Genomic DNA, 23,226 nt, shown 5'->3' with positions numbered 1-23,226 from the left:
GGCCGCAAACTAGTGTTTGAAATGGCCGCGAGCAAACCCTTAGCGGGTGGAAGGGGACAGGATGGACGGCGGCGAAACGGCGAGCGAAGGCTGGAAGCCCAGGACCATCGAAGACGGCGAGTGGGCAGGCTGGACGCTCTTCACCGGCGACCCCTTCGAGGAACATGCGGGCCCGTTCTACTTCCGAATCGATACCGACGGCCGTCCGGTCTGCGCGATGCGAGCCGAGAAGCAGCACATGAACGGCGGCGGCTTCATGCACGGCGGGGCGATCATGACCTTCGCCGACTACTGCCTGTTCGTGATCGCCCGCGACGATCTGCAGGACAGCCACAGCGTCACCGCCCAATTCAACGGCGACTTCGTCGGCGCCGTGCCGCCCGGATCGCTGGTCGAATGCCGCGGCGAGGTGGTGAAGGCCGCCCGCAGCATGGTGTTCGTGCGCGGCGTGATCACGACTGATGATCAGCCGGTGATGAGCTTCTCGGCGATCGTCAAGAAGACCCGCCCGCGGGCGTGACCGGCTCGGGCAGATGCATTAGGAGGGCGCGATGAAGAAGCTCGACGCCGAGACCGCCAAGCGGCTCGCCCCCTCCGCCGTCATGGTCCTGGTCGCCGGGCCGGTGTTCCTGTTCATGGCGACCGACCTGATCCTGTTCGCGGCGATGAGCGGCGCGCGCAAGCCGACCGCCGCGACCCAGGTCGCCGACCTCTCCATGGAGATCGTCATGTGCATCTTCGCCGCGCTGATGGCCTCGTTCGGCGCGCGCAACATCTGGCGCGCCCTCAAGGACTAGGCCGATGCCGGCGCTCTCGGCTCTCACGACCGCCGACATCGCCGAGGTCATGCGCATCGAGCGCCTGCCCGGTTACGACGCCTTCGTCGGCGCCTTCACCGCGGATGAACACGCCGCTGAGCTCGCCTCGCCGGACGCGATCTATCTGGGCTTTCGTGAAGGCGCCGGTCTGGCGGGCTTCGTGATCCTGCAGGCGTTTCGCGAACCCGTGGTGCTGCTGCGCCGCATCGCGGTCGCGCAGACCGGCCGCGGGACCGGAACCACCCTCTTCGGCGCCGCAGTCGACTGGATCTTCGCCAATACCGCAGCCGAGGGCGTGAAGCTTCACGTGCGCACCGGCAACGACCGCGCCCGCCACATCTATCTGCGTGAGGGCTTCTCAGTCTTCGCCAGCGACCAGACCGGCGACCAGCTCTCGGTCACACGCCAGGTCTGGGCCACCCGAAGCTAGGGGACGATGGACGCCTCGATGCGGCCGACGCCGTAGACGCTGCGCCAGGCCTTTTTGTCGCCGCCGGAGACCAGCCGCCAGGGCCCTTCCTTCTCGGGCAGGGGCGCGCCGTCGACCCTATCGGCCAGGATCACCACGTCGTCGTGGAAGTCGCGGTCGAGCTCGGCCAGCGAATAGACCGCCTTGAAACCATCCCTGCCCTGCACGACCACGAAGGCGCGCAACGGGTCGCCATGCAGCTTGGCCCCCACCGGCATGCCGCCGGCGCGCAGTACATAGGACAGCACCGGCCCTTCATAGGACTTGGCGCCCGCCTTCACCGTGTCGCGCGGCAGGGCGGCGAGGTCGCCCTCGCCCAGCACCTTCGCGGCCCCGCCGGGCGCGACCACGGTCAAGTCGGCTGCGAAGCCCGCAGACGGCGCCAGCAGGGCCAGGGCCAGGAACAGCGCCCTCATTGCATGCTCGCCTTGGCCGCCGGCCGCGCACGCATCGCGCCCGCCCAACGGTGCAGATTGGCCAGATCCTCCGGGATCGGCAGCTTGATCATCCGCGTGAAGTCGATGCCGATGAAGGCGACGATGTCGGCGATGGTCAGCCGGTCGGCCGCCAGCCACTCGCTCTCGCCCAGCCGCCGATCCAGCACCCTCAAGCCCTTCAGCCCGACCTCGCGATTGTATTCGCCCACCGGCGGGTTCGGCGCTTCGAGCGCAGCCAGGGCCGGGTGGGTGTGGCGCACCGCCATCATGAACGGGTTGGCGACCAGCATCTCGGCGCGGCGCAGCCACATCTCGACGACGGCGATCTCCTCGGGCGTGCGGCCGAACAGGTTCGGCTCGGGATAGCGGTTTTCCAGATAGCGGCAGATGGCGATGGACTCGGTGATCGTCGTCCCATCGTCCATCTCCAGCGCCGGCACATTGGGCAGGGTCGTGCGCGCCAGATAGTCCGGCTGCTTGTGCTGGGCCTGCATGAGATTGAGCTGGACGATCTCCAGATCGTCCACGCCCTTCTCGGCGATGAGCCAGCGGACACGCCGCGGGTTCGGGGCCTGGGCGGTGTCGAAAAGTCTCATCGCGGCGCCTCGCTCTATTGGCCGAACAGTTCCCTGGGCATGGCGCCGACCAGCGCGCCGGTCATGCAGGTGGCGAGGAAGCCGGCGATCAGCGCCTTCCACACCATGCCGATGATCTCGTTGCGCCGCTCGGGCATCAAGACGCCCATGCCCGACACGGTTATCCCGACTGACCCGACGTTAGCGAAGCCGCAGAGCGCATAGGTCATGATCATGCGGGTGCGCTCGCTCATCTCGGCCACTGGCACGGCGCCCAGCTGGATGAAGGCGATGAACTCGGTCAGCATCAGCTTCACGCCCAGCAGGTAGCCGGCCTTCAGCGCCTCGTCCCAGTGCACCCCCATGGCCCAGGCCAGCGGCGCGAACACCACGCCCAGGATTCGCTCGACCGTCAGCGGCTCGCCCATCACCGGCGGGAACACCGAGAGCAGCCCGTTGCCGATGGCCACGAAGGCCACGAACACGATCAGGATCGCCGAGATGTTCAGCACGACGGTCAGGCCGTCCATGGTGCCCTTGCTGATCGCATCGATGGAGCTGTCGTACTTCAGCAGCGAGCCGTAATCGGCGTAGAAGCCGCCCTGGCCCGGCTTTTCGGGCACCATGATCCGCGCCAGCAGGATGCCGGCCGGCGCCGAGATGATCGAGGCGACCAGCACGTGGGCCGCAGCGTTCGGCAGCACCGCCTTCAGGATCGTCGCATAGGCGACCATGGTCGAACCCGCCACGGTCGCCAGCCCCACCACGATCATCAGGAACAGTTCCGAGCGGGTCAGCTTGTCGAGATAGGCGCGGATCACGATCGGGCTCTCGATCATGCCCAGGAAGATATTCGCCGCCACCGCCAGAGCCGAAGCGCCCCCCAGGCCCATGGTCTTCTGGAACAGCAGGCCGAACGCGCGGGTGATGAGCTTCAGGATTCCCCAGTGCCAGAGCAGGGCGGAAAGCGATGAAATCACCAGGATCAGCGGCAGGACCTGGAAGGCGAAGACGAACAGCGCTCCGGTGTTGGTCACCTGATAGGGCTGGTCGCCGCCGCCCATGTAGCCGAACACGAACTGCGTGCCCTTCGCCGTCGCCGCCGCCAGGCCGTCGACGCCGTCGTTCACCGTCTGGATCAGCCCTTGCGCGCCGGGCAGGCCGAACAGCAGCAGCACCAGTCCGATCTGCACGGCGATCGAACCCAGGGCCAGCTTCCACGGGAACGCCTTCTTGTTCTCCGATAGCGCCCAGCAGACGGCGATGACGAATCCCAGCCCCGCCAGGCTCTGGGCGTTTTCAGCTCGGAACATTCATGGCCCCCGAACCGCTCCCCAGCGGTCCAAAATTCTACAAACCGCGCGGACTCTCGCAGTTTTTCTCGCTGCAATTGTCACGGCGGGACGGGCCTAGGCAAGCGCCGCCGTCGCGACCGGCCGCCGCGCCCCTTGACAATGTCCGGCAGCTCTCCATTTAATTGTGCACAATTTAATTTGGAGCAATCAAATGAGCATTCTCTACGCCACCCAGGCCCGCGCCGTCGGCGGCCGCGCCGGCCACGTCGAATCCCAGGACGGGCTGCTGAGCCTCGACCTCGCCCTGCCGAAAGAGCTGGGCGGCAAGGGCGGCGGGACCAATCCCGAGCAGTTGTTCGCCGCCGGTTACGCCGCCTGCTTTGAGAACGCGGTCCGCTACATCGCCGGCCAGCAGAAGATCCCGCTGAAGGGCGCGGCGGTCACAGCCACCGTGGAGCTGCATCCGCGCGAAGGCGGCGGCTTTCAGCTGGGCGTGGCGCTCGACGCCGAGACCCAAGGGCTCGACCAGGCTGCGGCCGAGGCGCTGGTGGCCGCCGCCCACCAGGTCTGCCCCTACTCCAACGCCATTCGCGGCAACGTCGATGTTGCGATATCTGTAACGGCGCAATGACGACCAAGACCGCCCGTCCGAAGACGCCGGCCGCAACCGCGGCCGGCGACCTGCTGGCCCTCGACAACCAGCTCTGCTTCGCGCTCTACGCGGCCAGCGGCCTGGTCACCCGCGCCTACCGGCCGCTGCTGGAGCCGCTGGGCCTGACCTATCCGCAGTACCTGGCCATGCTGGTCCTGTGGGAGCAGGCGCCGCGGACCGTCAAGGCCCTCGGCGAGGCGCTAGACCTCGATTCCGGGACCCTGACCCCTCTGCTTAAGCGGCTGGAGGGCGCCGGCTATGTGACCCGCACCCGCGACGCAGACGACGAACGGCGCGTGCAGATCGCCCTCACTCCTGCCGGCGAGGCTCTGAAGACCAAGGCCGCCGAGGTTCCCGCCGCCCTCGCCTGCCGGCTCAACCTGCCGGTAGAGGAGATCGTCGCCCTGCGCGCGACCCTTCAGGACCTGGCCAGGCGAATGAAGACCTAGCGGCTCTCTCCCCGCAGCGCGAAGCGCGTCGGATCGCGTCGCCTCTGCCGGTGGACGGCCAGCAGGCCCGCCATCGCCGCCAGCGGAATCAGGCCGGGCAGCGCCAGCGACAGGATGCCGGCCTTGCCGGTCAGGAGGTCGAACCGGATCGCTCCCAAGGCCGACACTGCCGCCAGCGCCAGCCCGGCGGCGAGCGCAGTGGCCACGACCAGCCGCGGCCGGGCCGCAAGCTGCGGCCGGAGCTTGAAGAACCGCGCGACCGCGAAGGCGGCGATCGCCATCAACACCAGCACCCCGAGCGCGCCCACATTGGATAGCCACGCAAACAGCTCCAGCAGCGGGTCGCGCCCCAGCGCCGCAAATAGAGCGAGCAGGCCCAGCGCCAGCGTGCTCTGGACCAGCGAGCCGAGGTGCGGGCTGCCATGCCGCTGGTGCGCGACGCCGAGAGCAGCCGGCAGCAGACCTTCGCGCCCCAGGGCGTAGGCATAGCGGGCCGCGGCGTTGTGGAAGGCCAGCAGGCCGGCGAACACGCTGGTCACGAACAGCACGCCGAGCGTCTGGGTCAGCCAGCCGCCGACATAGGCGTCGGACAGCGTGAAGATCAGTCGGGTCGGATCGGCCAGCCCCTGCAGCACGCCCATCAGCTCGCCCGCCCCCACGCCTTCGACCATGGCCCAGGTGGATAAGGCGTAGAAACCGCCGACCAGCAGCACCGAGACGTAGGTCGCAGCCGGGATCGTGGTCTCCGGCGAGCGGGCCTCCTCGCTGTAGATGGTGGTCGCCTCGAAGCCGACGAACGAGGCGAAGCAGAACAGCAGGGCGATGGCGGGCGAACCGGCGGCGAATGCGCCTGGCGTAAAGGGCGCGAGGCCCAGGCCGGCCGCCCCGCCCTCGCGGACGATCGCCACGTCCAGGATCAGCACCGAGACGTATTCCAGGATCACCAGCACCGACAGGATCTTGGCCGAGAGGTCGATCTGCCGGTAGCCCAACACTGCGATGATCGCCAGCGCCGCGAGCGACCAGGCCCACCAGGGCAGGTCCAGGCCATAGCCGGCGAACAAGCCGGCGCAGGCCGCGCCGAACAAGCCGTAGAGCCCTATCTGCATCGCGTTGTAGGCCACCAGCGCCACGAAGGCCGCCGCTCCCCCCGCCGTCTCGCCGAGACCGCGGGCGGCGAAGGCGTAGAAGGCGCCGGCGTTGCGCACGTGACGCGCCATGGCGGCATAGCCGACCGAGAACAGCAGCAGGATCGCCACCACGACCAGATAGGCCGCCGGCGTCCCCGCCCCGTTGCCCAGCAGCATGCCCAGCGGAATGCCGCCGGCCACGGCGGTCAGCGGCCCTGCCGCCGAGATCACGAAGAAGGTCACCGCCGCGACGCCCAGCCGCCCCTGGCGCAGTCCCCCGCCCTCCTCGCCCATCCGGCCCCTCCCAAGGCTTCTCGATTTTAGTGTTAGATCAAACTACTTCGGACGCAGCAAGCCGCGCGCCTGTTCGATCTCGGGAGTTGGAGGCCTAGCTCGCGCCGAGCCGCGCCAGCACCTCGCGCGGCATGGCGTAGTGCTCGATCGCCGGGCGCTGGTTGCGAATGCCGCAGGCTTCGCGCTGGATGAAATAATGCCAGACCGCCTTGGCGGCGGCCTTCACCAGTTGAGCCCGGTCGCCCTCGCCGCCGACGGCGTCGAAGTCTTTCAGCGCCTGGAGCGCGACCTCGACCTTGCGGCCGGCTACGCCCAGGGCGTAGCCGCGCTCCTCATGGATTTCGTAGTCGAGAATGCTCGCCCCGGTCTGGAAGGTCAGTCCGAACGAGCTCTGGGGCATGCGTAGGTTGGACATGGGCGCGAGTATGCCGCGCCCATGTCCGGCGCCCAAGCGCCTACTTCCCGGTCAATTCCTTCACCAGGGCGGTGCGGCCATAGACCTTGTCCAGCGCCTCGGTCGCGGCCGAGGTCGCCACCACCACCGTGCGATTGATCGCGCCGTCATAGCCGAAGGCCCCGCCCAGCGAGTGGATGTTGCCGTCGAACGCCGCGCCCAGAACCTCGGCCCTGGCGTTCACCACCGGCGAGCCGGAATTGCCGCCGATGATGTCGTTGGTGGTGACGAAATTGTAGACCGTGCTCGGATTGACCTTGTCCTTCGCCGCGATCCAGCGCGGGGCCAGTTCGTAAGGCTCGGCGCCCGTGGCCCGTTCGTACAGGCCGGCGAAGTTGGTCGTCGAGGGAACCGCCGTCCCGCGATAGGTCCACCCGGCCACCTTCCCGTAGGACAGGCGCAGGCTGAAGGTGGCGTCCGGATAGACCGCGTCGCCATAGGCTGCGAACTTGGCGCGAGCCACCCGCTCGGCCGCCGCGTCGGTCGGGCCCTGGACCTCGGTCTCCCACGCCTTGCGCACTGCTCGAGCGGCCGGATCGTTGCGCAGGACCAGCTGGATCATCGGATCGTCCGAGGCCTGGATCGCCGCCAGCCCGCCGTCCCAAAGCGCCTTGCGCGCCGCCGGGTCGCCGAGCTTCGAGTTCGCCACCGCCCGCTTGGCCAGGCCCTCTGGGCTCTCCTTGCCGAGCAGCGTCTTCACCGCCGCATCGTCGGGGGTCAGGTATTCGCGCGTCTTCGACAGCCAGAAGCCGAGATAGGTCTCCTCCAGCGCCATATCGACCGGCTTGGCGTCCAGCAGCTGCTTCTCCTGCAGCGGCAGGCGCGTTTCGGCGTACTCCGGCAAGCGCTCGGCGCTTGGTTTGCCGCGTTCCTGGGCCGCCCGCACCAGAGTTTTGGCGTAGTCGTAGAGCTTGGAATAGCCCGCTCCGCCCTCGATCTGGCGATAGCGCAGGTAGTTGTTGGCGTAGGCCTGCTGAGCCTTCGCGATGTCGCCCCACGGATCGCCGATGTCAGCGGCCAGCTTGGCGTCGCCTGCGACCTTGGCCTTCAGCTCGGCCTCCTGGACGCGCTTGGCGTCCATGAACGCCTTGTCGTTCAGCGCAAATTGCTGGCCGAAATAGACCTTGAAGCTGTTCTCGACGCCGAACAGCGGGTCGGTGGCGACGCGCTTCTGCTCGGGCCCCTCTTCCGAGAACCGGATCAGCCGGCCCCGCAACTCCGACCGCTGCAGTTGGCCGACCGGAATGGTCAGGTCGCGCAGCGTCTCCAGCTGGCTGACCGTCATCAGGCGGTTGGTCGAGCCAGGATTGCCTGAGACGAACGTCGGCTCGCCCTCGTGCGGCGCACGGCTGACCCAGGTCAGGTGCTGGGGCGTGACCGCGGGCTTGCCGTTCTCGTACAGGCGCACGAAGCCGATATCGAGATTGTAGCGGGGGAAGTTGAAATTGTCGGGGTCGCCGCCGAAGAAGGCCGTGGCGAACTCGGGCGCGAAGACCAGCCGCACGTCCGAGTACTTCCGATACTTGTAGAGCTTGTACTGACCACCGCGGTAGAGGCTGATGACCTGGCAGCGCACCGCGCCGTCGCCGGCGCAGCCCGCCTGTTCGGCCGCCGCCATGGCGCCGTCGCGAGCCTGCACGAAGGACTGGCCGGACTTGCCTGCGGTCGCGCCCAGCACGTCCTTGGTGACGTCGGTGATCGACATCAGGATCTCGGCCTGCATGCCCGGGCAGGTCCGCTCCTCCTCGCGGGTGGCGGTCAGGTAGCCGTCCTTCACGAAATCTCGTTTGTCGGACGACAGGTCCTGCACGCACTCGACCACGCAGTGGTGGTTGGTGAACACGAGACCCGACTTCGAGACCAGCGAGGCGGAGCAGCCGGTTGTCAGGCGCACCGAAGCGGCCTGGACACGGTCCAACCACTTCTGGTCGAGCTTGAGGCCATAGGCCGAATTGACCTTGGCGAGTGGGAAATTGTCGTAGGTCCACATGCCTTCGTCGGCGAGAGCGGGCGCTGCGGAAAGGGTGACGGAAGCGGCGATAGCGACGCCGGCGAAAGGACGCGAACGGATCATCTGGAAATGGAAATCCTAATAGGCACGGACGTTACTCCGCCCGCCGGAATGTAACTCCGTAACACCCAGGTTTGCGGCCGAACAGAGGCATGCGCCGCCGCCTTACCTCGATTTAACTAGGCTCTTGGCCGCGTCTGGCCGACACCCTGCGATGCAGGAGGGCACCATGTCTCTGGCTCTGGCGACACTGATCTTCGAATGGCGGCGCTATCTGGCGGCGGTGATCGCGCTCGCGTTCTCGGGCCTGCTGATCCTCGCCCAGGTCGGCATGTTCACCGGCATGATCCAGGCCGCCACGGCCACCATCAATCGCTCGCGGGCGGACCTGATGATCATGCCCGCCAAGTCGGAAAGCCTGATCAATTCCGGCCCTTCCAGCCTGCCGCGCCGCATCGGCCCACAGCTCTACCTCAACCCTAACGTGGCCGAGGTCGCCAGCTTCGACGGCGGCGGCGGCCGCTGGACCAACCAGCCCAAGGACGGCCAGAAGCAGGTCACCACCTATGTCCAGGTGAACATGGTCGACACCGAGCCGGGCGCCCTCACCCTGCCCGTCGACTACCCCGAAGAGGTCCGCCTGGCGCTGATGGAGCCGAACGCCATCGCCATCGACCGCTCGGCTCTCGGACGGCTGGGTGTAAAGCTTGGTGATACAGCGACGGTCAACGGCAAGGCCGTGCGCGTCCGCGCCCTGCTCGACAACTATCCCGACATCAACCAGGCCTCGATCGTGGTGTCGCGCGACACCCTGCGCCGTCTCGGCATGATGGAGAAGGGCGAGAAGACCGGCCCGCTCATGGTCCGAGTGAAGGACCCGTCCCAGGCCGCCATGGTCCGCGACCAGCTCAATGCAGGCGCGAAAGGCGCCTATCGCGCCTGGACCCGCGCCGAACTTGCCGAGGCCAACGAAGGCGCGCTGATGAAGGAACAGATCATCGGCGTCTTCCTCGGCTTCTCGGTATTCCTGGGTTTCCTGATCGGGGTCGGCATCACCTCCCAGACCCTGCGCGGCGCGATCCTCGCCAACATCAAGGAGTTCGCCTCCCTCAGGGCGCTGGGCGTCTCCATGGGCTCGCTCAGGCTGATCGTGCTGGAGCTGTCGTTCTGGGTCGGCGTCGTCGGCCTTGGCGCCACGGCCCTCTTCACCTTCCTCGTCTCGCTGCTGGCCAAGAGCGGCGGCCTGCCGATGGGCTTTCCGCCGGCTTGGGTCGCGGCGGTTGCGGTGCTGCTGATGGCGATCTCGCTCGCTTCCGGCCTCATGGCCCTGGGCATCCTCAAGAAGAGCCAACCCGCGGACCTGCTGCGATGACTGCTCACACCATCAATCCTATCGCCCTCCAGGGAACCGGCCTGGTCAAACGCTTCAAGACCGGCCGCACCCACATCGAGGTGCTGAAGTCTGTGGACTTCGACTGCCGCCACGGCGAGATGACCATGGTCATGGGCCCCTCCGGTTCGGGCAAGTCGACCCTTATCGCGGCGCTCTCGGGCCTGCTGCGTCCCGACGAGGGCAAGGTTATGGCGCTGGGCGAGGACCTCTGGGGTCAGCGCTCAGGGAAGATCGACAAGTTCCGCCTCGACCATTGCGGCTTCATCTTCCAGGGCTTCAATCTGTTCGGCGCCCTCAGCGCCCTGCAGCAGGTGACGACGATCCTGAAGTACAAGGGCTTTTCGCCGGCCGAGGCCAAGGAGCGCGCGGCCGTCGCGCTGACCGAGGTCGGCCTGGGCGCGCGGCTAAACCAGCGTCCTGCCGAGCTGTCGGGCGGCGAGAAGCAGCGCGTGGCCATCGCCCGCGCCCTGGCCAAGGAACCGCGCCTGCTGTTCGCCGACGAGCCGACCAGCGCGCTCGACGGCGAGAACGGCCAGATCGTGATCAAGCTGCTGCAACGCGCAGCCAAGGAGCACGGCGCGGCGGTCATCTGCGTGACCCACGACCCGCGGCTCGAGGCCTACGCCGACCGCATCATCCACATCGAGGATGGTCGCATCCTCGACGATCGCCGCACCGCCGAGGCGCACGCCGGCGCCCACGACAAACACCCCGAGCTCGTCGGAGCCTGAAGAGACCTATGTTCGATTTCGTGAGATCCCACCGCATCAAGATCGCGGTCTTCGCAGCCCTTCTGGTGCTGGGCGGCGGCGCCTTCGTGATGTCGAGCCAGGCCAAGGCCAAGAAGGAAGCCGAGGCCAAGGCCGCCGCGGCCGCCGCGCCCAAGAGCCCCTTCGTCGCCGTCGCCAACGGCAAGGCCGACGTGGAAGGCGGAATGATCCAGGTCGCCGCACGGCGGGCCGGCATCGTGCGCGAGGTCTATGTCCAGGAAGGCGACAGGGTCGCGAAGGGCCAGATCCTCGCCCGCCAGGAAGACGACGAACCGAAGCTTTCCGCCGCCCGCGCGGCCGCCGCCGTCGAGCAGGCCAAGGCCCAGATGGCCCAGTACCAGGTCCAGTTGACGACCGCCGAGCGCGAGCACCGCCGCCTGCAGGGCCTGGTGTCCACCAACTTCGTCGCCGCCCAGAAGGTCGACCAGGCCGCCGACAAGATCCGCGAGGCCCAGGCCAACATCCAGGCCCAGCGCGCAGCCATCGCCACCGCCCAGGCGGCGCTGGAGGAGGCCCGCTACAATCAGGAGCTCACAGTCATCCGCGCGCCCACCGACGGGCGCATCGCCCGCCGCTACGCCAATCCCGGCTCCGGGGCCTCCACCCTGAACGTCTCCAACATGTTCGATCTCGAGCCGGACGCGCCGCGCATCGTTCGCGCGGAGATCGCCGAAAGCTCCCTGCCCCACGTCGCCATCGGCCAGACCGTGCAGATCGCCCCCGAGTCCGAACCGACCAAGGTCTATGCCGGCAAGGTCCTGCGCCGCGCGGCCGTCTTCGGCGCCCGCAAGCTGCAGTCGGACGATCCGACCGAGCGGGCCGACGACCGCGTGGTCGAGGTGGTGGTCAGCGCCGACACCGCGCCCTTCCTGATCGGCCAGCGGGTGCTGGTGAAGTTCATGCGCGGCGGCGCGGCGGCCCTGGCGGCGCGCTGAGATCGCACGGCGGCGGGGAAAAGACCCTGTTGACGCCACCTCTCCCGCGCCGCACAAACCGCGGCGAATTTCAAACCCCTGTTTGGATGGGAGACTTCCATGGCGGACATCCGCTTCGACGGCAAAGTCGCGATCGTCACGGGCGCGGGCGGCGGCCTCGGCCGTCAGCACGCCCTTGAGCTGGCCCGCCGCGGCGCCAAGGTCGTGGTCAACGACCTGGGCGGTTCGGTCGACGGTTCGGGCGGCTCGTCCGCCGCGGCCGAAGCGGTGGTCGCCGAGATCAAGGCCGCCGGCGGCGAAGCCATCGCCAACGGCTCGTCGGTCACCGACGACGCGGGCGTCGCCCTGATGGTCAAGCAGGCCATGGACGCCTGGGGCCGCATCGACGTCCTGATCGCCAACGCCGGCGTGCTGCGCGACAAGTCGTTCTCCAAGATGGAGCTCGCTGACTTCGAATTCGTGATGAACGTCCACCTGATGGGCACCGTGAAGCCCACCAAGGCGGTCTGGGAGATCATGCGCGAGCAGAACTACGGCCGCATCGTCGTCACGACGTCGTCGTCGGGCCTCTACGGCAACTTCGGCCAGTCGAACTACGGCGCGGCCAAGCTCGGCATCATCGGCTTCATGAACACCATCAAGCTCGAGGGCCAGAAGAACAACATCCACATCAACGCCATCAGCCCGGTCGCCGCCACCCGCATGACCGAGAACCTGATGCCGGCTCCGGTGCTGGAGAAGCTGAAGCCGGAATACGTGACGCCGGGCGTCGTCTACCTCGCCTCGGAGGAGGCCCCGACCGGCGCGATCCTGACCGCCGGCGCCGGCGCCTTCGCCCTGTCGCGCATCTACGAAACCGAGGGCGTGTATCTCGGCGAGGACGGCCTGTCGGTCGAAGAGGTCCGCGACAACTGGGCCAAAATCTCCGACCCGGCCGGCCAGCAGGCCTACATCAACGGCGGCGAGCAGAGCGGCAAGTTCTTCCGCAAGCTGCAAGGCGGCTAAGGCCTACGCGCCATAGGTGCAATTTCGACGGGCGGCGTTTCCTTGGGGAACGTCGCCCGTTTTGTTTCTACGAATTCACTTGCCCGGTCCTAGGTGATCGCGCGTAACCTACCGGCTCGGCCAGCGCCCGTCAGAGGCGCGGCTCGCGATAGGGAGAATTCAGACCTTGCCTCAGGCCCCCACGGCGCCGCGATCCGGACGCCTGCCGCTTTCCACCGCCATGGCCTTCGCGGCCACCAGCCTGCCGATTTCGGCGGTCGCCATCGCGGTTTCCGTCTACCTGCCCCGCCATTACGCCAGCCACCTGGGCGTCGACCTCGCCATCGTCGGCGCGGCCTTCTTCCTGGTCCGCATGATCGATATCCCGATCGACGGCCTGCTGGGCTGGGGCATGGACAAGACCCGCTCGGCCTGGGGCCGCTACCGTCTCTGGACCATCCTCGGCGCGCCGGTGCTGATGGCCGGGATCTACTTCCTGTTCCTGCCGCCCCAGGACGCCAGCCGGACCTATCTGATCGTCTGGCTGCTCATCATGTACCTGGGCAACTCGATCCTGACCCTCTCGCACGTGGCCTGGGCCGCCACCCTGGCCCCGCACTACAACGATCGCTCCCGGCTATTTGGGGTCATGACTGCGATCGGCGTGCTGGGCGCGGCCGCGATCCTCGGCATTCCGATCATCAACGAGGCGCGCGGCGCGGCGGATTCGGGCAACGTGGCCACCATGGGCTGGTTCATCTTCCTGCTGACCCCGCTCGCCGTCGCCCTGGTCATCTGGCGCACGCCCGAGAAGATCGCACCGGAGGTCGCCGGCCACAGCTTCCGCCTGCGCGACTACGCCGCCCTGGTCGCACGCCCGTCCTTCGCCCGCATCCTGCTGGCCGACCTCTGCCTGTCGCTCGGCCCGGGCTGGATGAGCGCGCTTTATCTGTTCTTCTTCACCGACAGCCGCGGCTTCACCACCGGCCAGGCCTCGATCCTGCTGGCGGTCTACATCCTGGCGGGTTTCGCCGGCGCGCCGCTGATGGGCCGGCTGGCGACCAAGATCTCCAAGCACCGGGCGGTGATGGTCGCCACCACCGGCTACTCCCTGACCCTGATCTCGCTGATGGCGATCCCCAAGGGGAACATGCTGATCGGCGTCATCCCCCTGTTCGTCGCCGGCTTCCTGGCCGCGGGGTTCAACGTGCTCACGCGCGCCATGACCGCCGACGTCGCCGACGAGGTGCGCCTGGAACAGGGCAAGGAGCGCTCGGGCCTGCTCTACGCCATGACCGTCATGACCACGAAGATCGCCGGCGCCTTCTCCATCGGCCTGACCTTCCTGGTGCTCGACGCCGTCGGCTACATCGCCAAGGAGGGCGCGAAGAACACGCCCCAGGCGATCCACAACCTCGAGCTCGCCTATCTGATCGGGCCGGTGGTGTTCGTAATGCTCGGCGGCGCCTGCATGATCGGCTACCGCCTGGGCGCCGAGCGTCACGCCGAGATCCGCCGCCAGCTCGACGAGCGCGACGCTCTCTACGACGAGGACCCCGGCCTGGAGACCATCACGGTCGAAGCCGCCAACCCCGTTCCGGCTCAAGCCGGCCAGTAACCCCAGCTTGCGGCGGCCCTCATTTAGGGCCGCCGTTTTTCCTTCTCCGCCCCGCACATTTCAAAAGGGGCCAGACATTTTGAGGCGATCATGGCGAATTCCGCCCCCGGCAGCGCGCGGCTGCCCCTGCCCGTCGTTATGGCGTTTTCATCCACGGCCCTGCCGATCGCCGCCATCGGCCTGGTCATGGCCGTCTATCTGCCGCGCTTCTTCGCCGGCCAGATCGGGCTGTCGCTCGCTGCGGTCGGCGGCGCCTTCACCATTGTGCGTCTGATCGACATGGCCATCGATCCGCTGCTGGGCATGGCCATGGACCGCACGCGCACCCGCATCGGGCGCTATCGTCCATGGCTGCTGATCGGCGGCCCGATCGTCATGCTTGCGGCCTACATGCTCTTCATGGCCCACCCGGGCATCACCGAGCTCTACCTCGTCGGCTGGCTGCTGGTGCTCTATCTGGGCGTTTCGATCCTCACCCTGTCGCAGGCGGCCTGGGGCGCTTCGATCGCCACCGACTATCACGACCGTTCGCGCGTCTACGGCGTGATCCAGGCGGTCGGCGTGGTCGGCGCGGTGCTGATCCTGCTGCTGCCGCTGGCGCTTGGAAAGCACGGCGAAGGCGCGAACGGCGTCCACGCCATGGGCTGGTTCTGCATCCTCGCCATTCCCGCCGCCCTGGCCCTCTGCACCCTGATCACCCCTGAGCGCGTCGCCCCTGAGACCGATGTCGCCAAGGAGCGCGTGACCCTGCGCGACTACTGGGACCTCATCCGTCGCCCGGAAATGGCCCGCCTGATCTTCGCGGACCTGTTCATGGCCCTCGGCCCGGGCACCACCGCGGCGCTCTACCTGTTCTTCTTCCACGACGCCCGAGGCTATACCGGCCAGCAGACCGGCGTGCTGTTGGTGTTCTTCATCGGCGCGGGTCTGGTCGGCGCGATGTTCTGGGGCTGGCTCGCCCAGAAGATCGGCAAGCACCGCGCCCTTATCGTTTCGGCGCTGGCCTACGCCGCCACACAGTCGGCGCTGATGATCATTCCGCCCGCCACCATGAGCCTGGCCATCCCCGGCATGTTCTCGGTCGGCTTCGTCTCCTCGGCCTTCGTGCTGATCGTCCGCGCCATGGTCGCCGACGTCGCCGACGAGGTGCGCCTGGAGACCGGAAAGGAACGGGTCGGCCTGCTCTACGCCCTGGTGACCACGACCCAGAAGATCGGCACCGCAATCACCGTCGGCATCAGCTTCATGGTTCTCGACCTCGTCGGCTACAACGCCGCCGAAGGGGCCGTGAACACGCCCCAGGCGATCCGCGGGCTGGAGCTCTGCTACGTCTTCGCCCCGATCATCCTGGTGTTCTTCGGCGGGGCCGCCTTCATCGGCTGGAAGCTCGACGCCAAGCGCCACGCCGAAGTCCGCCGCCAGCTCGACGAGCGCGACGCCCTGGCCGCGGAAGCCGGGCTGCTGGACGCCGTCAGCGGCGTCGGCGTCGCGACCCAGCCGCCGCGGTAACGGCGCGCTAGACCAGCGCCTTGGCCGCGGCCAGGAACGCCTGGGCCGCCGGGCTCTGCGGGTCGGTCGCGGTCATCGGCCGGCCCTCGTCGCAGGCCTGGCGCAGGGCGACTTCCAGCGGGATCTCGGCCAGCACCGGCACGCCCAGCTTTTCGGCCTCCGCCTTGGCCCCACCCGACCCGAAGATCGGGATCGGCGCGCCGGTGGTCGGATCGCTGAAGAAGGCCATGTTCTCGATCACGCCCAGGATTGGCGTCGCCGTCTTGCGGAACATCGAGGCGGCGCGGCGCGCGTCGATCAGGGCGATCTCCTGCGGGGTCGAGACGATCACCACACCGTCGATCTTCATCTTCTGGATCAAGGTCAGCTGGATGTCGCCGGTGCCCGGCGGCAGGTCGACCACCAGCACGTCCAGCGCCGCCGCCTCGCTGCCCCAGGCCACGTCGTTCATCATCTGGCGGACCGCCGAACTGGCCATCGGCCCGCGCCAGATCATCGGCGCGCCCTCGTCGACCAGGAAGCCGATCGACATCACCTTCAACCCCCAGGCCTCCAGCGGCTGCAGCTTGCCGTCCAAGAAGGCCGGCTCGCCGTCGACCCCCAGCATCCGCGGAGCCGAGGGACCGTAGACGTCGGCGTCCAGAAGACCCACGCGCAGCCCCAGGGCCGCGAAGGCGGCGGCCAGGTTGACCGAGACGGTGGACTTGCCGACCCCGCCCTTGCCGCTGGCCACCGCAATGACCCGCCGCACATGGTCGGGTCTTGCGGCGTCGGTCGGCGGAGCCGCCGCGGCCTGCGGATCGGCCGCCACCCGCGCGCCTTTGCGCACCCGGGTGACGCCCTCGCCCGGCGGCGTGGACGGATGCTCGGCGGTCAGCACGACCTGGGCCTTTTCCACGCCCGGTACGCCCGAAAGTACGGTCTCAGCCGCATCCCGCACGGGCGCATAGAGCGCGGTCTCGCCGGCCGGGACTTCCAGCATGAAGCCCGCCCGGCCTTCGCGCAGGGTCAGGCCGCGGACCAGACCCGCGCTCGACAACCCCTTGCCGGTCTTCGGGTCAAGCACGCGATCCAGGGCGGAAAGCACCGCGTCGCGGTCTGGGATCGTGGTGCTCATACGGGCCTTTGTCTTGCTTTAACCGGAGTTGGGCCACATATCCGGCTGACAGCGCCGGTTTACAAGCCCAGGCACGGGCGAACGACGCGGCCGCGCCGAGACGAAAGCAAGACGACGCGACCATGCCTTGGAATGACAATGCGAACCCCGGACCCTGGGGTTCGCCGCCGCCCAACAACGACGGGAACGGCGACAAGAAGCCCCGCCGGCCCCTGGGCGGCGGAAACGGCGGCGGCGGTCCTCGCGGCCCGCGCCGGCCCGAAGGCCCCGAACTGAACGCCGCCTTCGAGAAGCTGCAACGCCAGATGCGCGACTTCTTCGGCGGCCCCGGCGGCGAGGGCGTGCGCCCGGCCGCCATCGCTGCGGTCGCCGGCGTCGGCTTCGGTCTCTGGGCGCTGTCGGGCGTCTACATCGTCCAGCCGAACGAGCAGGCCGTGGTCACCACCTTCGGCGCCTATTCGCGCTCGGAGGGCTCCGGCATCCGCTATCACCTGCCCGCGCCGATCGAGCGCGTGGAGAAGGTGCCCGTCACCACCTTGAACCGCATCGACATCGGCGGGGTCGGCGACGCCGACGTGCCCGAGGAAAGCCTGATGCTGACCGGCGACGAGAACATCGTCGACCTGGACTTCAGCGTCACCTGGCGGGTCGCCGACGCCAGCAAATACCTGTTCACGCTGCGCGATCCGGACGTATCGGTTAAGGCCGCCGCCGAAAGCGCGATGCGCGAGGTGGTCGGCAATTCCGAACTGCAGCCGATCCTCACCACCGGCCGCGGCAAGGTCCAGGCCCAGACCGCCGAACTGATGCAGAAGACCCTGGATTCCTGGGGCGCGGGCATCAGCGTGGTCGAAGTTCAGATCCGCTCGGCCAACCCGCCGCAGGAAGTGGCCGATGCGTTCCGCGACGTGGCCAGCGCCGGCCAGGACCAGGAGTCGGCCCGCAACGACGCCAACACCTACCGCAACCGGGTGGTCAACGAGGCCAAGGGCGACGCGGCCAAGCTGATCCAGTCGGCCGAAGGCTATCGCGAGCAGTCGGTGCGAGAGGCGACCGGCGACGTGGCCCGCTTCAACCAGATCTACAACGAGTACCGCCGCGCGCCCGGCGTGACCAAGGAACGGCTCTACATCGAGACGATGCAGCGCGTGCTCGCCAATTCGAACAAGGTGGTCATCGACGGCAAGGGCGCCAGCGCCCCGATCATTCTGCCGCCTGACGTCTTCCGCCCGCGCACCTCGCCGCATCCGCAGGCCGAAGCGGCGCCGGCGCCTGCGCCGGCCGCAACGACTCCCGCGCCGCCCCAGGGAGCCGCCCGATGAACCGCAACCTTCCCGTTCTCGGCATTCTCCTGGCCGGCCTGCTGATTGTGCTGTCCCAGGTCTTCTTCGTGGTCGACCAGCGCAAGCAGGCCGTGGTCGTGAAGCTGGGCGACCCCGTCCGGGTCATCAACGCCCCCGGCGAGGGCTCGCCCGGCCTGAAAGCCAAGCTGCCCTTCATCGAAAACGTCGTTTTGTTCGACAAGCGCAACCTCGCCATCGAGGCCGCCCAGGAAGAGATCACCGCCGCCGACCAGCAGCGCCTGGTGGTCGACGCGTTCGTCCGCTACCGCATCTCCAACCCGCTGCAGTACTACCGCACCCTGCGCGACGAGCAGACCGCCAGCGACCGGATCGAGCGCCTGGCCAACTCCTCGCTGCGCCAGATCCTCGGCTCAGCGACCTCGAACGACATCATCTCGGGCCGCCGCAACGAACTGATGGCCCTGACCAAGGCCGACGTCGCCGCGCGCGCCAAATCCTCGCGCCTGGGCATCGAGATCATCGACGTGCGCATCAAGCGCGCCGACCTCCCGGCCCAGATCCAGCAGTCGGTCTATCGCCGCATGCAGACCAGCCGCCAGCAGGAGGCGGCCCGCATCCGCGCCCAGGGCGAGCAGGAAAAGCGCGAAATCATCGCCGGGGCCGACAAGGAAGTGGCGATCACGCTCGCCACCGCCCGCGAGCAAGCCGAAACCACCCGTGGTGAAGGCGACGCCCTGCGCACGCGGCTCTTCGCCCAGTCGTTCGGCAAGGACCCGGCCTTCGCCTCGTTCTACCGCTCGATGCAGGCCTACGAGTCCTCGCTCGGCCAGGGCGACACGACCATGGTGCTCTCGCCCGACAGCGCCTTCTTCAAGTACTTCGAACGCGGCCCCAACGCCCGCTGACGTCGTGCCGAAGCTCGTCCTGCCGGCCCTCGCCTACGCGCCGTCCTTCGTGGCGGCCCTGCGCGAGGGCTACAACCGCGACACCCTTCGCCCCGAGACGCCTGAGAGCATCGCGGTGGTCGAGGCCGATCTGGCGTCGTTCGTCGAGAGCCAGCTCACGCCGCCGACCACCGTCACCCTGCCGGACGGCAGCCAGGGGCCGGCGGTTCCCTTCACGACCCTCTGGTACGTCGAGGGCGACGAGTTCCTCGGCGCGATCAGCATCCGCCATCACCTGAACGAGAACCTGGAACAGGTCGGCGGCCACGTCGGCTACGTCGTGCGCCCCGCCGCGCGCGGCAAGGGGTACGCCAGCGCCATTCTGGCCGAGGGCCTGGGTTGGATCCGCGCCAACCTGCCCCTGACGCGCGTGCTGCTGACGGTCAACAAGCTCAACCCCGCCTCGATCCGGGTGATCGAGAAGAACGGCGGCGTCTTCACCCAGGCGGTCCCGCACCTGTGGCATCCCGGCGAAACGGCCCTGCACTACTGGATCGACCTTTAGGTCGCACCCGCCCCAGGGAACCAAGCTGCGCCTTAGCCGCTTTGGCCTCATTCGAGTCTAGGCCGAGCCCATGCGCACCCAACAACTTCTCTACATCGCCGCCGGCGTCGTCGTCTTCATCATGCTCCTGCTGGTCGGCTGGGGCTTGACGCACAAGTCCGGGGACGGCGGCGGAAACGGCCGTTCCGCCGCCGGTTTCGTCGGCGCGGTCGAACGCGCTCAGGCCGCCACTGTCATGATCACCGTCTCGGGCTCCGGCGCGAACGAGGCGCCGCTGCAAATGGGGTCGGGTTTCGTCGTCTCGTCCGACGGCCTGATCGTCACCGCCGCCCATGTCACCGGCGGCCTGCCAGTGTTCAACGCCGTGTTCGCCGACGGCTCGGTGGCCCGCGCCGAACTGGTCGCCGCCGACGCCGCCGCGGACGTCGCCATCTATCGCGCCACCCCCGGAAAGCCGCTGACGTTCCTGTCCTTCGCTGACAGCAACCAGGTGAAGGCGGGTCAGGCGGTCGTGCTGATGGGCGCGCCCTACGGCCTTGTCGGGACCGCGACCTCCGGCATCGTCTCGGCTGTCAACCGCCAGATCGGCGCGCCGGTGAACGAGGAAGATCCCTTTGCGGCCGGGGCGCTCAGCGGCCCGGTGAAGTCCTTCATCCAGACCGACGCGGCCCTCACAGCCGGCGGTTCGGGCGGCCCGCTGCTGAACGGCGCGGGCCAGGTGATCGGCATGGCCAGCGCGCGCGAATCCCGCGGCGAGCCCGGCGCGGGCCTCGCCTTCGCCATTCCCTCGAACGTCGTGAAAGCCGTGGTCGACCGCGCCCGGCAGGCGCCCCCCGCGGGCCAGGCCCCAGGGCCTACGCCGCAGCCCTGATCAGCGCCTCGACCTCGTGCAGGTCCCGGGCGATGCGGATGCACAGGTCGTGCATCTCGTCGGTCGGGTCCAGCAGGTCCGGGATCATGATGGTCATCATGCCGGCCGAGGCTGCGGCCCGCACGCCGTTGTGGCTGTCCTCCAGCGCCAGGCAGTCGGCGGGGTGGACGCCCAGGGCCTCGGCGGCTCGCAGATAGGGATCCGGGGCGGGCTTGGCGTTGGCGTAGTCGCCGGCCGCCAGGATGGCGTGGAAGCGATCCAGCAGGCCGTGGCCGCCGATGTGGTGCTTGACCGACTCGTGCCCGGAAGAAGTCGCAATCGCCCGCGGCAGGGAGAGCACGTCCAGCAGGTCGAGGATCTCGCGCACCCCGGCCTTCAGCGCCACCTCGGCGGCGACCAGTTCGCGGAAGCGGGTGATCGAGGCATCCTTGAACGCCTCGGGATCGAACCCTTCGCCGTAGTGGGTCTGCAGGATCTGCGCGTTGGCCGGCCAGGACAGGCCGATCAGGCTCAGGAAGAGCTCGTTGGGGAAATCCAGCCCGTCGGCGATCGCCGTGGCCGTCATCGCCTCGCGATAAACGGCCTCGGTGTCGACCAGCAGGCCGTCCATGTCGAAGATCACGGCTTTCGGGACGCGCGGCAAACTCATGGCGCTGCTTCTAGCGAGGCTTCGTGACCGGTGGAAATCAAACCCCGCTTCAGTCCGTTACGAACTCCTCGGCGCGATAACCCTGGAAGTAGAGCAGCGCCGTCAGGTCGGCGTGGTCGACCTTTGCGTCAGCCTGCGCGGCGACGATCGGCTTGGCGCGATAGGCCACGCCCAGGCCCGCCGCTTCGATCATAGCTAGGTCGTTGGCGCCGTCGCCGACCGCCAGGGCCTGCGACAGTTCGATCCCCAGGCCGGCGGCCTCTTCCCTCAGCGCCGCCAGCTTGGCCTCGCGGCCGAGGATCGGCTCGCCGACGGTTCCGGCCAGGGCCTCGCCCGCCTCGATCAGGGTGTTGGCGCGGTTGTCAGCAAAGCCCGCCGCCTGCGCCACGCGCGAGGTGAAGTACGTGAAGCCGCCCGAGACCAGCACCGCGCGCCCGCCGTTAGCGCTCATGGTCCGCACCAGGGTCCGGGCGCCGGCGTTCAACCGTACGCGCTCGTCATAGGCCCGCTGCAGGTCGCCCAGCGGCAGTCCCTTCAGCATCGCCACCCGCTCGCGCAGGGCGCCCTCGAAATCCAGTTCGCCGCGCATGGCCCGCTCGGTGATCTCGGACACCTTGTCCTTCACGCCTGCGAAATCGGCCAGTTCGTCGATGCACTCGCAGCCGATGATGGTCGAATCCATGTCGGCGATCAGCAGGCGCTTTCTGCGACCGTCCCACGGCTGGGCGCAGAGATCGACGCGGGTCTGCGCCAAGGCGGCCTCGGCGGCCGCGCGCACCTGCGCGACGCCCTCCCCCTCGACCAGCAGGTCCACGGCGCCGGGGCCGAGCGGCCTCGGCTCCTTGACGCGGGCCTGCGCGCCTGCGAGCGCTGGACCAAGAAGGGCGACGGCCTGCGAGGCGGCGTCTGAATCGGGACCGACAAGGGTAAGGGCGATCTGCATGGAGCCCCGCATCTGGCTGATCGCCGGGCCGACCGCAAGCGGCAAGTCGGCGCTGGCCCTGCGCCTGGCCCGCCAGATCGGCGGCGAGATCGTCAACGCCGACGCCTTGCAGCTCTACGCGGACCTGCGCCTGCTCACCGCCCGCCCCTCGCCGCAGGAGGAAGCCCAGGCCCCGCATCACCTGTTCGGCGTCGTTGACGCCGCCGAAGGCTGGTCCGTCGGCCGCTGGCTGCGGGCGGCCCTGGCCGCCGTCGCCGACATCCAGGCGCGCGGCCGCCCCGCAGTGCTGGTCGGCGGCACCGGCCTCTATTTCCGCGCCCTCACCCACGGCCTGGCCGAGGTGCCGCAGGTGGCGCCGGCCGTGCGGACTCAAGCCGCCGCCGAGTTCGAGGCGATGGGCGAGGCCGCTTTCCGCACGCGCCTGGCCGCCGCCGATCCCGCCGCCGAGGCGCGGATCAATCCGTCCGACCGCCAGCGCCTGACCAGGGCCTGGGAGGTGTTCGCCGCCACCGGCCGCGCGCTTTCCGACTGGCAGGCCGCCACCGACCCGGCCATCCCCGCGGGAAGCTGGAACGCCGTCGCCCTCGATCCGCCGCGCGAGGCGTTGTTCGCCCGCTGCGACGCGCGGCTGGAAGTCATGGTCCGGGAGGGCGCGCTGGACGAGGTCGCCGCCCTCGCCGCCCGCGGCCTCGCCCCCGACCTGCCGGCCATGAAGGCGGTCGGCTATCGCGAACTCGCCGCCGCCCTGGCCGGCGAGGTTCCGCTATCGGCGGGTTTGGAGAACGCCCAGCGCGAAACCCGCCGATACGCCAAGCGCCAGGCCACCTGGCTGCGTGGCCAGATGGCCGATTGGCCACGCCTTTCCGCCGTCGAGCACGAAAGCCAATGGAGGCAGTTTCTTGCGCTCTACCCCGCCTTGACGGGCTGAACGGGGCATGTCATGACCTCGGGCACTTCATTCGGAGAATGCTCGTGCGTGAGCTTCTTGTAATCCCCGTGCGGCCCCTCGCGGACTGACCTCGCTGTCAGACCGTCAAAGGTCGCACGCCCAGGCCCCTCGAGGGCCTTTTTTATTGCCGAAAATCAAGGCCCTAACCCAG

The 23,226-nt window shown here is 68.5% G+C and carries 24 protein-coding genes and 1 pseudogene; 16 read left to right on the top strand and 9 right to left on the bottom strand.

The window, feature by feature from the left end:
* Positions 1–61 precede the first annotated feature (61 nt).
* Genes ACE3T2_RS00785 through ACE3T2_RS00775 form a run of 3 tightly spaced genes read left to right on the top strand, consistent with a single transcriptional unit; the run spans position 62 to position 1,248 of the window.
* Positions 62–520 (top strand): PaaI family thioesterase, encoded by a 459-nt coding sequence (locus ACE3T2_RS00785; RefSeq protein WP_374653674.1) that lies wholly within the window; start codon positions 62–64, stop codon positions 518–520.
* Positions 521–551: 31 nt separating this feature from the next.
* On the top strand, positions 552–797 hold the full coding sequence (locus ACE3T2_RS00780; RefSeq protein ID WP_374653672.1) for a hypothetical protein: 246 nt from the start codon (positions 552–554) through the stop codon (positions 795–797).
* A gap of 4 nt (positions 798–801) precedes the next feature.
* Complete coding sequence (locus ACE3T2_RS00775) at positions 802–1,248, top strand: GNAT family N-acetyltransferase (RefSeq protein WP_374653670.1); 447 nt, start codon at positions 802–804, stop codon at positions 1,246–1,248.
* Here the strand turns inward: ACE3T2_RS00775 and ACE3T2_RS00770 are convergent.
* From ACE3T2_RS00770 to ACE3T2_RS00760, 3 genes are read right to left on the bottom strand one after another with little or no spacing between them, the layout of a single operon-like run.
* Entirely contained in the window at positions 1,245–1,703 is a 459-nt protein-coding gene (locus ACE3T2_RS00770; protein WP_374653668.1) for a hypothetical protein, read from the bottom strand. The two genes, ACE3T2_RS00775 and ACE3T2_RS00770, sit on opposite strands and share 4 nt — an antisense overlap.
* Positions 1,700–2,320, bottom strand: a complete 621-nt coding sequence (locus tag ACE3T2_RS00765) for a glutathione S-transferase family protein (protein WP_374653666.1) — start codon at positions 2,318–2,320, stop codon at positions 1,700–1,702. The genes ACE3T2_RS00770 and ACE3T2_RS00765 overlap by 4 nt, the downstream gene beginning before the upstream one ends.
* Positions 2,321–2,334: 14 nt before the next feature.
* The gene (locus ACE3T2_RS00760) at positions 2,335–3,612 is read right to left on the bottom strand and encodes a NupC/NupG family nucleoside CNT transporter (RefSeq protein WP_374653664.1); all 1,278 of its coding nucleotides are present in this window, start codon (positions 3,610–3,612) and stop codon (positions 2,335–2,337) included.
* A 193-nt stretch (positions 3,613–3,805) separates the two neighbouring features.
* Between ACE3T2_RS00760 and ACE3T2_RS00755 the strand changes: the two genes are divergently transcribed.
* Both ACE3T2_RS00755 and ACE3T2_RS00750 read left to right on the top strand, forming a co-directional pair.
* Positions 3,806–4,225, top strand: coding sequence for an organic hydroperoxide resistance protein (locus ACE3T2_RS00755; RefSeq protein WP_374653662.1), 420 nt, complete (start codon positions 3,806–3,808; stop codon positions 4,223–4,225).
* Complete coding sequence (locus ACE3T2_RS00750) at positions 4,222–4,695, top strand: MarR family winged helix-turn-helix transcriptional regulator (protein WP_374653660.1); 474 nt, start codon at positions 4,222–4,224, stop codon at positions 4,693–4,695. Before ACE3T2_RS00755 ends, ACE3T2_RS00750 begins: the two co-directional genes overlap by 4 nt.
* Here the strand turns inward: ACE3T2_RS00750 and ACE3T2_RS00745 are convergent.
* The 3 genes from ACE3T2_RS00745 to ACE3T2_RS00735 all read right to left on the bottom strand — a co-directional run bounded on the left by ACE3T2_RS00745 (position 4,692) and on the right by ACE3T2_RS00735 (position 8,647).
* Entirely contained in the window at positions 4,692–6,119 is a 1,428-nt protein-coding gene (locus ACE3T2_RS00745) for an APC family permease (RefSeq protein ID WP_374653658.1), read from the bottom strand. The genes ACE3T2_RS00750 and ACE3T2_RS00745 overlap by 4 nt on opposite strands.
* A gap of 94 nt (positions 6,120–6,213) precedes the next feature.
* The gene (locus tag ACE3T2_RS00740; protein ID WP_374653656.1) at positions 6,214–6,534 is read right to left on the bottom strand and encodes a DUF6665 family protein; all 321 of its coding nucleotides are present in this window, start codon (positions 6,532–6,534) and stop codon (positions 6,214–6,216) included.
* A 40-nt stretch (positions 6,535–6,574) separates the two neighbouring features.
* Positions 6,575–8,647 (bottom strand): S46 family peptidase, encoded by a 2,073-nt coding sequence (locus ACE3T2_RS00735; RefSeq protein ID WP_374653654.1) that lies wholly within the window; start codon positions 8,645–8,647, stop codon positions 6,575–6,577.
* Between the two features lie 166 nt (positions 8,648–8,813).
* Here ACE3T2_RS00735 and ACE3T2_RS00730 point away from each other — a divergent pair, with 166 nt between their 5' ends.
* The 6 genes and pseudogenes from ACE3T2_RS00730 to ACE3T2_RS00705 all read left to right on the top strand — a co-directional run bounded on the left by ACE3T2_RS00730 (position 8,814) and on the right by ACE3T2_RS00705 (position 15,793).
* Positions 8,814–9,956, top strand: coding sequence for an ABC transporter permease (locus tag ACE3T2_RS00730; protein ID WP_374653652.1), 1,143 nt, complete (start codon positions 8,814–8,816; stop codon positions 9,954–9,956).
* A pseudogene (locus ACE3T2_RS00725) lies at positions 9,953–10,685 on the top strand (ABC transporter ATP-binding protein); the annotation flags it as partial. The gene ACE3T2_RS00730 and the pseudogene ACE3T2_RS00725, both read left to right, overlap by 4 nt.
* Positions 10,686–10,716: 31 nt before the next feature.
* Positions 10,717–11,682: an HlyD family secretion protein gene (locus tag ACE3T2_RS00720; RefSeq protein ID WP_374653650.1), complete on the top strand. Its 966-nt coding sequence runs from the start codon at positions 10,717–10,719 to the stop codon at positions 11,680–11,682.
* A 99-nt stretch (positions 11,683–11,781) separates the two neighbouring features.
* Positions 11,782–12,687 (top strand): SDR family NAD(P)-dependent oxidoreductase, encoded by a 906-nt coding sequence (locus ACE3T2_RS00715; RefSeq protein ID WP_374653648.1) that lies wholly within the window; start codon positions 11,782–11,784, stop codon positions 12,685–12,687.
* Positions 12,688–12,853: 166 nt separating this feature from the next.
* The gene (locus ACE3T2_RS00710; RefSeq protein WP_374653646.1) at positions 12,854–14,284 is read left to right on the top strand and encodes an MFS transporter; all 1,431 of its coding nucleotides are present in this window, start codon (positions 12,854–12,856) and stop codon (positions 14,282–14,284) included.
* Positions 14,285–14,374: 90 nt separating this feature from the next.
* On the top strand, positions 14,375–15,793 hold the full coding sequence (locus ACE3T2_RS00705; protein WP_374653644.1) for an MFS transporter: 1,419 nt from the start codon (positions 14,375–14,377) through the stop codon (positions 15,791–15,793).
* A 7-nt stretch (positions 15,794–15,800) separates the two neighbouring features.
* Here ACE3T2_RS00705 and ACE3T2_RS00700 read toward each other — a convergent pair whose 3' ends face one another.
* Positions 15,801–16,910, bottom strand: coding sequence for an Mrp/NBP35 family ATP-binding protein (locus ACE3T2_RS00700; RefSeq protein ID WP_374653642.1), 1,110 nt, complete (start codon positions 16,908–16,910; stop codon positions 15,801–15,803).
* Positions 16,911–17,032: 122 nt separating this feature from the next.
* Between ACE3T2_RS00700 and hflK the strand changes: the two genes are divergently transcribed.
* From hflK to ACE3T2_RS00680, 4 genes are all read left to right on the top strand, one after another.
* Complete coding sequence (gene hflK, locus ACE3T2_RS00695; RefSeq protein ID WP_374653640.1) at positions 17,033–18,232, top strand: FtsH protease activity modulator HflK; 1,200 nt, start codon at positions 17,033–17,035, stop codon at positions 18,230–18,232.
* On the top strand, positions 18,229–19,119 hold the full coding sequence (gene hflC / locus ACE3T2_RS00690) for a protease modulator HflC (RefSeq protein WP_374653638.1): 891 nt from the start codon (positions 18,229–18,231) through the stop codon (positions 19,117–19,119). The genes hflK and hflC overlap by 4 nt, the downstream gene beginning before the upstream one ends.
* A gap of 4 nt (positions 19,120–19,123) precedes the next feature.
* The gene (locus ACE3T2_RS00685) at positions 19,124–19,663 is read left to right on the top strand and encodes a GNAT family N-acetyltransferase (RefSeq protein ID WP_374653636.1); all 540 of its coding nucleotides are present in this window, start codon (positions 19,124–19,126) and stop codon (positions 19,661–19,663) included.
* 70 nt (positions 19,664–19,733) lie between these two features.
* Complete coding sequence (locus tag ACE3T2_RS00680; RefSeq protein WP_374653634.1) at positions 19,734–20,534, top strand: S1C family serine protease; 801 nt, start codon at positions 19,734–19,736, stop codon at positions 20,532–20,534.
* On the opposite strand, the gene ACE3T2_RS00675 is transcribed toward ACE3T2_RS00680, so the two are convergent.
* Positions 20,518–21,183 (bottom strand): HAD family hydrolase, encoded by a 666-nt coding sequence (locus ACE3T2_RS00675; protein ID WP_374653632.1) that lies wholly within the window; start codon positions 21,181–21,183, stop codon positions 20,518–20,520. The two genes, ACE3T2_RS00680 and ACE3T2_RS00675, sit on opposite strands and share 17 nt — an antisense overlap.
* A 49-nt stretch (positions 21,184–21,232) precedes the next feature.
* Positions 21,233–22,126: a phosphoserine phosphatase SerB gene (gene serB / locus ACE3T2_RS00670; RefSeq protein ID WP_374653630.1), complete on the bottom strand. Its 894-nt coding sequence runs from the start codon at positions 22,124–22,126 to the stop codon at positions 21,233–21,235.
* On the opposite strand from serB, the gene miaA reads away from it, so the two are divergent.
* On the top strand, positions 22,125–23,054 hold the full coding sequence (miaA, locus tag ACE3T2_RS00665) for a tRNA (adenosine(37)-N6)-dimethylallyltransferase MiaA (protein WP_374653628.1): 930 nt from the start codon (positions 22,125–22,127) through the stop codon (positions 23,052–23,054). The two genes, serB and miaA, sit on opposite strands and share 2 nt — an antisense overlap.
* The last annotated feature ends 172 nt before the right edge of the window (positions 23,055–23,226 follow it).

Source organism: Phenylobacterium sp., assembly GCF_041919955.1.
Classification (GTDB): Bacteria; Pseudomonadota; Alphaproteobacteria; order Caulobacterales; family Caulobacteraceae; genus Phenylobacterium.
The sequence above is the reverse complement of the archived record's forward strand: the minus strand, read 5'-3'. Positions and strand labels throughout refer to the sequence as shown.